General features: G+C 63.5%; 12 protein-coding genes. 10 read left to right on the forward strand and 2 right to left on the reverse strand.

What is annotated here, in order from left to right; translation table 11 throughout:
- Positions 1-97: 97 nt before the first annotated feature.
- Positions 98-733, reverse strand: coding sequence for an OmpA family protein (locus tag AAFX91_RS32420; protein ID WP_394569292.1), 636 nt, complete (start codon positions 731-733; stop codon positions 98-100).
- 275 nt (positions 734-1,008) lie between these two features.
- Between AAFX91_RS32420 and AAFX91_RS32425 the strand changes: the two genes are divergently transcribed.
- From AAFX91_RS32425 to AAFX91_RS32445, 5 genes are all read left to right on the forward strand, one after another.
- Positions 1,009-1,191, forward strand: a complete 183-nt coding sequence (locus tag AAFX91_RS32425; RefSeq protein ID WP_394569293.1) for a type II toxin-antitoxin system RelE/ParE family toxin — start codon at positions 1,009-1,011, stop codon at positions 1,189-1,191.
- A 64-nt stretch (positions 1,192-1,255) separates the two neighbouring features.
- Complete coding sequence (locus AAFX91_RS32430) at positions 1,256-1,597, forward strand: helix-turn-helix domain-containing protein (protein ID WP_394569294.1); 342 nt, start codon at positions 1,256-1,258, stop codon at positions 1,595-1,597.
- A gap of 243 nt (positions 1,598-1,840) precedes the next feature.
- Positions 1,841-2,080: a hypothetical protein gene (locus AAFX91_RS32435; RefSeq protein WP_394569295.1), complete on the forward strand. Its 240-nt coding sequence runs from the start codon at positions 1,841-1,843 to the stop codon at positions 2,078-2,080.
- 87 nt (positions 2,081-2,167) lie between these two features.
- Complete coding sequence (locus AAFX91_RS32440; RefSeq protein ID WP_394569296.1) at positions 2,168-3,337, forward strand: winged helix-turn-helix domain-containing protein; 1,170 nt, start codon at positions 2,168-2,170, stop codon at positions 3,335-3,337.
- A gap of 243 nt (positions 3,338-3,580) precedes the next feature.
- Positions 3,581-3,967 carry a hypothetical protein gene (locus tag AAFX91_RS32445; RefSeq protein ID WP_394569297.1) on the forward strand — a complete coding sequence of 129 codons (387 nt, stop codon included), beginning with the start codon at positions 3,581-3,583 and terminating at the stop codon, positions 3,965-3,967.
- Positions 3,968-4,103: 136 nt separating this feature from the next.
- Here the strand turns inward: AAFX91_RS32445 and AAFX91_RS32450 are convergent, their stop codons facing one another.
- A complete protein-coding gene (locus AAFX91_RS32450; RefSeq protein WP_394569303.1) occupies positions 4,104-4,463 on the reverse strand; it encodes a DUF2809 domain-containing protein in 360 nt (119 codons plus the stop codon).
- Between the two features lie 217 nt (positions 4,464-4,680).
- Here AAFX91_RS32450 and AAFX91_RS32455 point away from each other — a divergent pair, with 217 nt between their 5' ends.
- The 5 genes from AAFX91_RS32455 (at position 4,681) to AAFX91_RS32475 (ending at position 12,001) form a co-directional block, all read left to right on the forward strand.
- The gene (locus AAFX91_RS32455) at positions 4,681-6,006 is read left to right on the forward strand and encodes an MFS transporter (RefSeq protein WP_394569298.1); all 1,326 of its coding nucleotides are present in this window, start codon (positions 4,681-4,683) and stop codon (positions 6,004-6,006) included.
- A gap of 326 nt (positions 6,007-6,332) precedes the next feature.
- Positions 6,333-7,439, forward strand: coding sequence for an efflux RND transporter periplasmic adaptor subunit (locus tag AAFX91_RS32460; protein WP_394569299.1), 1,107 nt, complete (start codon positions 6,333-6,335; stop codon positions 7,437-7,439).
- Positions 7,440-7,478: 39 nt separating this feature from the next.
- The gene (locus AAFX91_RS32465; RefSeq protein WP_394569300.1) at positions 7,479-10,619 is read left to right on the forward strand and encodes an efflux RND transporter permease subunit; all 3,141 of its coding nucleotides are present in this window, start codon (positions 7,479-7,481) and stop codon (positions 10,617-10,619) included.
- Between the two features lie 33 nt (positions 10,620-10,652).
- Positions 10,653-11,264 carry a TetR/AcrR family transcriptional regulator gene (locus AAFX91_RS32470; RefSeq protein ID WP_394569301.1) on the forward strand — a complete coding sequence of 204 codons (612 nt, stop codon included), beginning with the start codon at positions 10,653-10,655 and terminating at the stop codon, positions 11,262-11,264.
- A gap of 113 nt (positions 11,265-11,377) precedes the next feature.
- A complete protein-coding gene (locus AAFX91_RS32475; RefSeq protein WP_394569302.1) occupies positions 11,378-12,001 on the forward strand; it encodes a flavin reductase family protein in 624 nt (207 codons plus the stop codon).
- The last annotated feature ends 120 nt before the right edge of the window (positions 12,002-12,121 follow it).

A 12,121-nucleotide genomic window follows, 5' to 3' on the forward strand; every position in this document is an offset into this window, starting at 1 on the left:
AAAGACGATTCACCATCCGCGAATCGTACCTCAACTTCCCGAAATCCGCGAAATTCTTGCCCAGCCTGTGCGCTTCATCCGGGCTACGGCGACTACATCACTGCGACGCCGTCTTGGCTTCCATGTTGACGACCTGAACCCGGCGGTTGGTCGGATCGAGCGGTGCGTTCGGATCTTTCGGCTTGCTCTTGCCGTAGCCGACGGTGACCAGGTTGGAGCCGTTGATGCCGTAGCGCTCGGCCAGGTATTTCTTGATCGTGTCGGCCCGCCGCTCGCTGAGCTCCTGGTTGTAGGCTTCGCTGCCGACTGCGTCGGTGTGGCCGGCGACCACGAAGGTCGAACCCTTCAGGCTCGGATTCGACAGCGCCTTGCCGAGTTCCTGCACGGCCTGTGCCGAGCTCTTGCTGATCTCGGCCGAATTGAAGTCGAAATGGATTTCGAGATTGATCTGCGGCTTGGTCGCGGCGAGCTCGGCAATCTCCTGGCGCTCGCCGAGCGAGAGCGAGCGGGTCGGACGGTTGCGCAGGCTGTCGACGAACTTGGTCTCCTTGGCGGTCGCCGTGGTGTCGACCTGCTCTGGGCCGGTCGACAGGCCGCGGGTCAGCGGCTTGGATTTGAGGGCATTCAGGATCTGGTCGGCCCGGACGACGCCGTCGCCGGCGAACGCCAGGCCCGCCGTCATCGACAGCGCGGCGCCGATCGTCAGGATGGAAAGTCCATAAAAGCGGGTCATCGTCTTAAATCCTCTTTAAGTATGCGCCGGCCGGATTGGCTCGCCTGAAGCTTTGATGCTCCGACGATAGGTCAGGTTCAAAGCCCGGAATGTGACCCAGATCACCTTGACGATCTATAGGGATACCCCTATATTCAGTTGTCGTGAACAAGACGCCAAGTCAAAAGTCCTGCATCTTTCTCGGTTCCAGTCTGAAGGATCTGAAGCGATTTCCGGCATAGGTGCAAAACCGGGTCGGCTATGCGCTACATCAGGTCCAGAACGGAGATGAGCCGTTGGCTGCAAAGGCGCTGAAGGGCTTCGGCGGCCGAACCGTTTTGGAGCTTATTGACGATTTTGACACCGATACCTATCGGACCGTTTACACGGTCCGGTTCGCGGATACCGTTTATGTGCTTATGCCTTCCAGAAGAAGGCAAGAAAAGGGATCGCGACGCCGCAGCGAGATATCGAGCTGATCAAAGCGCGTTTGCGTGATGCTGAATCGCACTACCGGACGCATTTCGGCAAAGGGCAAGAACGATGAGCAAGCGGAAGCTGGAAGCCTATCAGAGCAGCGGCAACGTGTTCGCAGACCTCGGTTTGCCGAACGCGGAAGAACGGCTGCTAAAGGCCAATATCGTGAACGAACTGCATCAGCTGATCAAAGATCGCGGGCTTACTCAAGTGAAAGCAGCCAAGCTCATCGGTATCCATCAGCCGGATCTGTCCCGCCTCCTGCGCGGCGATTTCGAGGACTACTCGGCGGGACGTCTCATGAAAATGCTGACGGTGTTCGAGCAGGATGTCGAAATCACCATGAAACCAAGCCGCAAGTCCGGCGCGCCAGGACGCATCATCTTCAAATCGGCCGCTGCCTCGTGACGACGCCATCTGCGGTGATCATGCGCTGGCAGGTGCGGAAATAGAAAGGGCGGCCCGAGAAGGCCGCCTTTGCGTCATGGACAATAGATCGGCCGACCGCCGCGACCGCTGGTCGCAGCTCGCTTCTGCTTCATCCCACTGCAATACAGGAAAAATAACTTTTCGCTGGAAACGCGGCCGCGAGCCAACGCGCATTGTGTTGGCCGGTGTCACGCCGGTTTCATTCCAAGGGAGATTTTTCCGATGCAACGATTGATCCTGGCTGCTGCGTTTTCGGCTGTTGTCTTTGCGCCTGCTTCAGCCAAGCCGATGGCCTGCACGACGGAGAACATGGCCAAGTCGACGGCCTCGATGAACACGATGCCGGAAGGGCCCGGCAAGATGGCGATGGCCAAGAGCATCAGCAAGGCCAATAGCGAGATGAGCAAGGGCAACATGCGCGGCGCCTGCAAGCACTACCTGGAGGCCCAGGCGGGCAAGTAATCCTCGAGACCGGTTTATGGCTTTGGCCGCGCCATCTGGCGCGGCCTTTTCTGTGCCCTGCGGCAGAATCCCGCTACATTGCGGGCGATGCCCCGCCCGATTCCATCCCACCCCCTGAGCAGGACGGACGCCCGCCACATCTGGCTGCGCGCCCAAAGGCTCGACACGCCGGTGCCGTTTGGCGATGGGCCGGCCGCGGTGGCTGCCGCGGTTGAACATCTCGGCTACGTGCAGATCGACACCATCAACGTGATCGAGCGCGCCCACCATCACATCCTCTACAGCCGCATTCCCGATTACCGCCGCGCCGATCTGCGCCACGCCCAGGGCGTCGACAAAAGCGTGTTCGAATACTGGACGCATGCTCTCTCTTATGTGCCGGCCGGGGATATCAGCTTCTTCCTGCCGGCGATGCGGCAGCACAGGCGGGAGGGCCACAAATGGTTCAATTCGGTCACGCCTGCCGACATGCGCAAGGTGATGCGCCTGATCCGCCAGGGACCGCTCACCATCCGCGACATCGACGACGACGTGCTGGTGGAAAAGGAGCATCTCTGGCAGAGCCGCAAGCCATCGAAGCGTGCGTTGCAGCTCGCCTTTTATACCGGCGTGCTCACGATCAGCGAGCGCAACGGCATGCTGAAGACCTACGATTTGACGGCGCGGCATTTCGGCTGGGACAAGCCGCCGAAGCCGGCCTCGGCGCGCGAGATCACCGCCTATCTGCTCGACCGCGCGCTGCGTTCGCAGGGCGTCGTCAGCCTGGATTCGATCTGCCATCTCGATGCGCCCAGCAAGAAGTCGGTGCGGCGCCTGATCGAGACCCGCCTTCGCCGAGGGGAGCTGGTGCCGGTCGCGCTCGAAGGCGCCGGCAAGCAGGAGCATTGGGCGCGTCCGGAGGCCGTGCAGCCGGTGGGCGAGGGCGATCCCGGGCTGGTCCACATCCTCTCGCCGTTCGATCCGCTCATCATCCAGCGCAAGCGCACCGAACTGTTCTTCGGTTACGGCCACCGCTTCGAGGCCTATGTGCCGAAGGACAAGCGCCTGTTCGGCTATTTTGCGCTGCCCGTCCTGGTCGGCGATGAGATCGTCGCCGCCATCGACCTGAAGACCGATCGGCCGAACAAGAAGCTGCTGATGCAGAAATGGAGCTGGGTCGGTAGCGCCGCCAAGCGGGGCGCCCGCAAGGCGCTCAAGCCCCGCATCGAAGAAGAACTGCACCGCTTCGAGCGCTTCCAGCTCGCCAACGGCCCGTGACGTTCATCCGTCATTGCGAGCCACCGGGTCGGCGCGGAGCGCCGCCCGATGACAGGCTCCGCGAAGCAATCCATCTCACCGCTTGCGGAGACATGGATTGCTTCGTCGCTGCGCGCCTCGCAATGACGGGCACGCGTGGATAGGGGGCGGATCTGCGGACTACACCACGACTCTGAGTTTCGCCTCGGGAACCCGCGGCCTCCCGGCCGGTTAGTTTGTTGCGACTAATTTCAGGGAGGCATTATGGGCAAGGATAAATCGATTCTCGACAAGATCACGGATACGGTGAAGGGCGTCGCCAGCACCGCCAGCGAGGCATTGAAGCCGGACGAGACGGACATGAAAACCGACGAGCGCACGGCGACCTATGTCCCGCTCGCCGCCGACGGCCTCGTCTCCGATCCGATGGTGCCGCCGATGGCAACGGCCCCGCCGCGCAAGCGGCGCGCCGCACCGAAGCCGGCGGCAGCGAGCGCAAGACGGACGGCGGCCGCGGCAAAGAAGGCCGTGAAGAAAAGGTCGGCCAGCAAAGCCGGCAAGAAATCCGCCAAGAAGCGCTCGGCCAAGGCGGCCAAGAAGACCGCGAAGAAGACCAAGGCCGCGAAGAAGACGCGTAAAGTACGGCGGTAGGCTTCAACTGCAGCGGTCATGCACTGTAGCCGTCATGCCCCGCGCAGGCGAGGCATCCAGTAATCACCGGCAGCAGTGATTGAGCTGAGCGGCCGCAGCTTACTGGATCGTCCGCCTTCGCGGACGATGACGGCAGTTATTGGCTCTTGGCGAAAGCTAACACCGCACAACGATCCAGCGCCACGCCCAGCAAAATGCCCGCGGCATAGGCGACGATATTCCATGCCGAGAAGATGCGGCCGAGCAACAGTGCGCCGGCGGTCGTCAGCCTGAACGCGTCGAGCCACGGTGTATGCACCAGCCGAAACAATTCTACGCCCACCGCGATCGCGAGCGCGATCAAGGCCACCGTCCGCCGTGACCATCCCGCTGCGGCAATCGCGACCAGGAGGAACACCATCGTCCCCCACAACAGCGAGCCGCCATACTTCACGACGAACGCCGGAAGCCCCACGCCGAAGCCGAACCGGCGCAGCGCCAGCCCGGCGATGATGATCGAAAGACAAAATTAGGATGCGCACAATCATGATCGGGAAAGCCTCGTGGGAGACGGAGCTAAAGCTTAGGCCCCCGCCGGGCGCAAGCTCGCACCCGAGGTCGCTACGCTCCATACGCGCCCCGCGGACGAGCCCTTGTCACAATTCCGATTGACACCGTGCGCCCGATGCTCAAAACCCAAGGCAATAGCAATAACAGCCCTCGGGGGGACACCCATGAGCCAGACCACCACACTTGCCGCCGCCGCGAGTGCGAAGAGCGAGATCGAGACCTCGACCATCCGCGCCATCTCGGCGCGCCTGATCCCGTTCCTGGTGCTGGCCTACTTCTTCTCCTATCTCGACCGCGTCAATCTCAGCTTCGCCGCGCTGACCATGAACGCGGACCTGAAGTTCTCGCCGCTGGTCTTCGCCTGGGGCGCCGGTATCTTCTTCATCGGCTATTTCATCTTCGAGGTGCCGAGCAACCTCGCGCTGGAGAGATTCGGCGCCAGCCGCTGGATCGCCCGCATCATGGTGACTTGGGGCGTGATCTCGGCGCTGATGGCGACCGTCAGCGGCGAGCGGAGTTTTCTTGTGCTGCGCTTCCTGCTGGGCGTGGCGGAAGCCGGCTTCTTCCCCGGCATCATCCTCTATCTGACCTATTGGTATCCGGCCGAATACCGCGCCCGCTTCATGGCCGCGTTTGCGGTCGCCGTTCCCGTGTCCACCGTGATCGGCGCGCCGATCTCCGGGCTTTTGCTTGGGCTTGACGGCGTGATGGGGCTGAGGGGCTGGCAGTGGCTGTTCATCATCGAGGGCATCCCCTCGGTCCTGCTCGGCATCGTCACCTGGTTCTATCTGACCGATAAGCCGGAGAAGGCGAACTGGCTGACCGCGGAGCAGAAGGCGTGGCTCAAGGCAAAGCTTGACGCCGAGGCCGCGGCCAAACAGGCGGTGCGGCATTTCACGCTCGGCGAGGCGCTGTCCTCGCCCAAGGTGATCACGCTGAGCCTGATCTATTTCGGCTTCGTTGGCGCGCTCTATGGCATGCAGTTCTGGCTGCCGCAGATCGTGAAAGCGTTCGGTCTCACCAACGCGCAGACCGGCTTCGTCACTGCGATCCCCTATCTGTTCGGTACCATCGCGATGGTGCTGTGGGCGCGGCACTCCGACGCCACCCGCGAGCGCGTAGCCCATGTCGGCGGGCCGCTGTTGCTCACGGCGCTCGCGCTCGGCGTCTCCAGCTACCTCACCGATCCCATCATCACCATGGTCGTGCTGACGGTTGCGGCGATCGGCATCTTCTGCACCTTCGCGGTGTTCTGGACCTTGCCGACCGCCTGGCTCTCCGGCACCGCGGCAGCCGGCGCGATCGCGCTCATCAACTCGATCGGCAACCTCGCCGGCTTCGGCGGGCCCTATCTGATCGGCTGGGTCAAGGACGCCACCGGCAACACCTCGACCGGCCTGCTGGTGCTGTCGCTGCTGCCGCTCGCCGCCGGCCTCCTCACCTTCCTCGGCGGCCACGAGACCAAGACCGAGTTCGCCAACGCGAAGTAGCACAAAGCATTGGTAGGATGGGCAAAGCGCAGCGTGCCCACCATCCACGAGCGGTGCAAGAAGGGTGGGCACGCTGCGCTTTGCCCACCCTTACGATTCCTCGCCATCGCGTAGCCCGGATGAAGCGCAAGCGTAATCCGGGGCCGGTCTATCCATACGGCCAGAACCCCGGATTGCGCTGGGCTCCATCCGGGCTACGCGCCATTGCCCCCTTGCCCGCCGTCAATCACGCCCCATTTCACGATTTGGTGTTTACTGACGATTATTGACATTCGTCAGTGATCAATCAATACTCTTCATCAGACATCAGCCCGATGGAGAGACCGATGTTCGCCCGTTCGATTTTTGCAAACTATTACAAGCTTTTAGCTGGCGCGCTGCTGGCGCTGGCGGCGATTTCGCTGGCCGGCTGCGACGAAACGGTCGCCGAGAAAGCCGATCCCGGGCGTCCAGTCCTGGTCTCCAAGGCGCATTATGAGGCCGAAACCCCCGAGCGCAGCTTCGTCGGTACGATCAAGCCGCGGATCGAGAGCGACATGGGCTTTCGGGTCGCCGGCAAGGTCGCAAAGCGCCTCGTCGAGGTCGGCCAGACCGTCGATATCGGCCAGCCGCTCGCCACCCTCGATGAAGTCGACCTGAAACTGCAAGCAGAGCAGGCCGAGGCTGAGCTGCGCGCCGCCACCGGCGTGCTGGCGCAGGCCGCGGCCGCCGAGCAGCGCGCCAAGGATTTGCGGGCCAAGGGCTGGACCACGGATGCTCAGATGGACCAGGCGCATGCGGCCGCAGACGAGGCCCGCGCCCGCCTCAACCGCGCCGAACGCTCGGTCGAGCTGACCAAGAACTCTCTTTCTTATGCGACGCTCGTTGCCGATACCCGCGGTGTCGTCACATCGACCCTGATCGAGCCCGGCCAGGTCGTGGCCGCCGGCCAGACCTCGATCCGCGTGGCGCGGCTCGGCGAGAAGGAGGCGGTGGTCGCGATCCCCGAGACCTTGCTCGGCCGCGCCAAGACCGGCGTCGCCTCCGTGACGTTGTGGTCGGAAGCGGGCAAGAAGTACGTCGCAAAGCTGCGCGAGGTCGCGCCCTCGGCCGATCCCGCCACCCGCACCTATCTTGCAAAATTCTCGCTGCCGGAAGCCGGCGACGACGTCTCGCTCGGCATGACCGCGACACTGACGCTCGCCGATGCCGAGACTGAGCGCGTGGCGAAGCTGCCGCTGTCGGCGCTGTACAGCCAGGGCGGCGATCCCTCGCTCTACGTCGTCAACGATGCCGGCGAGATCTCGCTGAAGCCGGTCAAGGTGAAGGCCTATGAGAGCAATTGCGTCGTGATCGCCGGCGGCGTCGAGGAGGGCGCGAAGGTGGTGGCGCTCGGGGTGCAGAAGCTCGACCCGGCCCAGAAGGTCCGCGTCGTCGCGTCGCTGTCGTTCTGATCCGTCGGCCGTAAGCGGTTTTGGATATTGGAGGGTGACATGAAGCGCTTCAACCTGTCGGGCTGGGCGGTGAGCCATCCGACCCTGATCCTGTTCCTGATGATCGCGCTCGGCGCCGCCGGCTTCTTCTCCTATCAGAAGCTCGGCCGCGCCGAGGATCCGTTCTTCACGGTGAAGGTGGTCAACGTCTCCGTGATCTGGCCCGGTGCAACCGCGAACGAAATGCAGACCCAGGTCGCCGACCCCATCGAGAAGAAGCTGCAGGAACTGCCGTACTTCGAGAAGGTGCAGACCTATTCCAAGCCGGCCTTTGTGGCGATGCAGGTGACGTTCCGCGATTCGACGCCGCCGAAGGACGTGCCTTATCTCTTCTATCTCCTGCGCAAGAAACTGGTCGACGTGCAGGGCCAGTTGCCGCAAGGAATCCTCGGCCCGGTCGTCAATGACGAGTTCTCCGACGTCGATTCCATCCTCTACATGATGACCGGCGACGGCGCCGACTACGCGCAGTTGAAGAAGGCGGCCGAAGGCTTCCGCCAGCGGCTTCTGCGCGTGCCGGGGGTGACCAAGGTCGACTTCTACGGCACCCAGGACGAGCGCATCTATGTCGAGTTCTCCCACGCCAAGCTCGCCACGCTCGGCATCACCCCGCAGGCGCTGTTCGACTCGCTCGCCAAGCAGAACAATGTGACCCCGGCCGGCACGGTCGAGACGTCCTCGCAGCGCGTGCCGCTGCGCGTCACCGGCGCGCTCGACGGCGCGAAGGCGGTGGCCGAGACGCCGGTCGAGAGCAACGGCCGCGTCTTCCGCCTGGGCGACATCGCGACCGTCACCCACGGCTTCGTCGATCCGCCGAGCTTCACCGTGCGCCAGGAAGGCAAGCCCGCGATCGGCATCGGCATCGTGACCGCCAAGGGTGCCAACATTCTCGAGCTCGGCAAGGACGTCGAGAAGGCGACCGCCGAATTCATGAAGGCGGTGCCGCAGGGCATCGAAGTCGAGCAGATCGCCGACCAGCCCAAGGTGGTCGAGCATGCCGTCAGCGAGTTCGTGCATTCCTTCATCGAGGCGCTCGCGATCGTGCTGTTCGTTTCCTTCCTCGCGCTCGGCTGGCGCACCGGCATCGTGGTGGCGATGTCGGTGCCGCTCGTGCTGGCGATCGTCTTCATCGTCATGAACGCGATGTCGCTCGACCTGCACCGCATCACTTTGGGCGCGCTGATCATCGCGCTCGGCCTGCTCGTCGACGACGCCATCATCGCGGTCGAGATGATGGTGGTGAAGATGGAGCAGGGCTGGGACCGCTTCCGCGCCGCATCGTTCGCGTGGGAATCCACGGCGTTTCCGATGCTGACGGGCACGCTGGTCACCGCGGCCGGCTTCCTGCCGATCGGCTTTGCCAATTCGGCGGTCGGCGAATATGCCGGCGGCATTTTCTGGATCGTCGCGATCGCGCTGGTCGCCTCCTGGTTCGTCGCGGTGATCTTCACGCCCTATATCGGCGTAAAGCTGCTGCCCAACATCAAGGTGCACCACAACCACGATCCGCACGCGATCTACGAGACCCGGCTTTACCGCGGTTTGCGCGCGGTGGTGCAGTGGTGCGTCAATCACCGCGTCACGGTGGTGGTGTCGACCGTCGGCGTGTTCGTCGCCTCGATCGTTGCCTTCGGCCATGTCCAGCAACAGTTCTTCCCGCTCTCTGAGCGCCCCGAGCTGTTCCTGCAGCTTCGCCTGCCGGAAGGCACCGCCTTCAACGTGACCGAGAAGGCCGTCAAGAAGGCCGAGGACCTCTTGAAAGGCGACAAGGATATTGCGACCTACACCGCCTATGTCGGCCAGGGCTCGCCGCGCTTCTGGCTCGGCCTCAACCCGCAGCTTCCGAACGAGGCCTTTGCCGAGATCGTGATCCTGTCGAAGGACGTCGAGGCGCGTGAGCGCATCAAGGCCAAGATCGAGAATGCGGCCGCCAACGGCGCGTTGAACGAGGCGCGCGTGCGCGTCGACCGCTTCAATTTCGGCCCGCCGGTCGGCTTCCCCGTTCAGTTCCGCGTGATCGGCCCCGACGCCCAGAAGGTGCGCGATATCGCCTACCAGGTGCGCGACGTCATGCGGCAGAACCCGAACGTCAAGGACGTGCAGCTCGACTGGAACGAGCAGTCGCCCTACCTGAAGCTCGTCGTCGACCAGGACCGCGCCCGCGCGCTCGGCCTGACCCCGCAGGAGGTCTCGCAGGCGCTGTCGATGCTGATCTCGGGCGCGCCGGTCACGACCATCCGCGACGGCATCGAGAAGGTCGGCGTGGTCGCCCGCGCCGTGCCGTCCGAGCGGCTCGATCTGGGACGCGTCGGCGATCTCACGATCACCTCACGCAACGGTGTCGCCGTCCCGCTTCAGCAGATCGCAAAAATCGAGTATGCGCATGAGGAGCCGATCCTGTGGCGGCGTAACCGCGACATGGCGATCACCGTGCGCTCCGACGTCGTCGACGGCGTGCAGGCCCCTGATGTGACCAACCAGATCTCGCCCAAGCTCAAGGAGATCCAGAACCATCTCGAGCCGGCCTACCGGATCGAGCCGGGCGGCGCGTTCGAGGAATCGGCCAAGGGCAATGCGTCGATCTTCGTGCTCTTCCCGATGATGGTGCTGGTGATGCTGACGCTGTTGATGATCCAGTTGCAGAGCTTCTCGCGCCTGCTCCTGGTCTTCCTGACGGCGCCGCTCGGCATCGTCGGCGCGTCCCTCGGGCTCAACGTCGCCAACCAGCCGTTCGGCTTCGTGGCGCTGCTCGGCCTGATCGCGCTCGCGGGCATGATCATGCGCAACACCGTGATCCTGGTCGACCAGATCGAGACCGATGTCGCCCACGGCCTGACCCGCAAGGAGGCGATCGTGGAGGCCACTGTCCGCCGCGCCCGCCCGGTGGTGTTGACCGCGCTCGCCGCGATCCTGGCGATGATCCCGCTGTCGCGCTCGGCGTTCTGGGGCCCGATGGCAATCACCATCATGGGCGGCCTGTTCGTCGCGACCTTCCTGACGCTGTTATACCTGCCGGGCCTTTATGCCCTGTGGTTCCGCAAGAGCCTGGAGGAGAGCGGCGCGGGCGAGAAAGCCGCTTCGGCGGCGCAGCATGACGGCAATGCACGCCCGGCAATTCCGCTTGCTGAAGCGGCTGAATAGTTGAACAGTGAACACATAACTGAGTCCCGACAAATGACGCTGGTTTCGGAACATATCGAGAGTGACACCCGGGAGCGGATTCTCGTGGTGGCCGAACGGCTGTTCCGCCAAATCGGCTACCAGAAGACCACGGTCGCCGACATCGCCAAGGAGCTCCGGATGAGCCCCGCCAACGTGTATCGCTTCTTCGATTCGAAGAAGGCGATCCACGAAGGCGTGGCGCGGACGCTGATGGGCGAGGTCGAGGTCGAGGCGCTGCGGATCGTGCGGGCACAAGGCCCGGCGGTTACCCGCCTGCGCGATCTGATGAAGACCGTCAACCGCATGAACACCGAGCGCTATGTCGGCGACTCCAAGCTGCACGAGATGGTCGAAATCGCGATGCAGGAGGACTGGGACGTCTGCGTCGCCCATATGGAGATGATCGCCTCCACCATCGGCCAGGTGATCGGGCAGGGGGCGGCCTCGGGCGAGTTCGATGTTCCGGACGTGCACCTCGCCTCGCTCTGCGCCACCACCGCCATGATGCGCTTCTTCCACCCGCAGATGATCGCCCAGTGCGCCACCAAGCCGGGCCCGACCATCGACGAGATGATCGATTTTGTGATCGCGGGCCTCTCGCCGCGTGGTAAATTGACGAACTAACATCATCCTGGTCATTCCGGGGCGATGCGAAGCATCGAGCCCGGAATCTCGAGATTCCGGGTCTGGTCCTTCGGACCATCCCGGAATGACGGCGCATCCTCGAGGAATTCAGCGTGACCGCGAAAGACCTGCATTATTACGAGCCGAAGAACGGCCACGGCCTCAAGCACGATCCCTTCAACGCCATCATCGCCCCGCGCCCGATCGGCTGGATCTCCTCGCGCGACGCCAAGGGTCACGTCAACCTCGCGCCCTACAGCTTCTTCAACGGCTTCTGCTACGTCCCGCCGATCATCGGCTTCTCCTCCACCTCCTGGAAAGACAGCGTCGCCAACATCCAGGAGACCAGAGAGTTCGTCTGGAATCTCGCCACCATGGATTTGGCGAAGCAGATGAACGCAACCGCCGCCCACGTCGCCCACGATATCAGCGAGTTCTCGATCGCGGGATTGACCGCGGCGCCGAGCAAGATCGTCAACGTGCCGCGGGTGGCGGAGAGCCCGGTCTCCTTCGAGTGCAAGCTGACCCAGATCGTCCAGCTCCAGGACGCCAATGGCGAGAAGGCGCAGGCTTGGCTCACGTTAGGGGAAGTCGTCGCCGTCCATATCGACAAGGCCATGATCAAGGACGGCGTCTACCAGACCGCCGCCGCCCGCCCCATCGTCCGCGCCGGCCGCCGCGGCGACTATTTCGAGATCCGGCCCGAGGCCATGTTCGAGATGGTCCGCCCGGATTGATCTCTCTTTCTTCCCCTTCTCCCCGCTCTTCGCGGGGAGAAGGTCGGGATGAGCGACTATCTGGATTGTCAAGTTGCATTGGCGTAAGCGGCACGCGCCTCGCGTGCTTTGGCGTTGAGG

Origin of the sequence: Bradyrhizobium sp. 31Argb (assembly GCF_043638955.1) — a bacterium.
In the GTDB taxonomy this organism is placed as follows: domain Bacteria; phylum Pseudomonadota; class Alphaproteobacteria; order Rhizobiales; family Xanthobacteraceae; genus Bradyrhizobium.

What these genes read in the sequence shown, in the direction of transcription:
- AAFX91_RS32470 (WP_394569301.1), top strand. Translation starts at nt 10,653, where the DNA reads ATGACGCTGGTTTCGGAACATATCGAGAGTGACACCCGGGAGCGGATT.
- AAFX91_RS32460 (WP_394569299.1), top strand. Translation starts at nt 6,333, where the DNA reads ATGTTCGCCCGTTCGATTTTTGCAAACTATTACAAGCTTTTAGCTGGC.
- AAFX91_RS32440 (WP_394569296.1), top strand. Translation starts at nt 2,168, where the DNA reads ATGCCCCGCCCGATTCCATCCCACCCCCTGAGCAGGACGGACGCCCGC.
- AAFX91_RS32435 (WP_394569295.1), top strand. Translation starts at nt 1,841, where the DNA reads ATGCAACGATTGATCCTGGCTGCTGCGTTTTCGGCTGTTGTCTTTGCG.
- AAFX91_RS32420 (WP_394569292.1), bottom strand. Translation starts at nt 733, where the DNA reads ATGACCCGCTTTTATGGACTTTCCATCCTGACGATCGGCGCCGCGCTG.
- AAFX91_RS32445 (WP_394569297.1), top strand. Translation starts at nt 3,581, where the DNA reads ATGGGCAAGGATAAATCGATTCTCGACAAGATCACGGATACGGTGAAG.
- AAFX91_RS32465 (WP_394569300.1), top strand. Translation starts at nt 7,479, where the DNA reads ATGAAGCGCTTCAACCTGTCGGGCTGGGCGGTGAGCCATCCGACCCTG.
- AAFX91_RS32430 (WP_394569294.1), top strand. Translation starts at nt 1,256, where the DNA reads ATGAGCAAGCGGAAGCTGGAAGCCTATCAGAGCAGCGGCAACGTGTTC.
- AAFX91_RS32455 (WP_394569298.1), top strand. Translation starts at nt 4,681, where the DNA reads ATGAGCCAGACCACCACACTTGCCGCCGCCGCGAGTGCGAAGAGCGAG.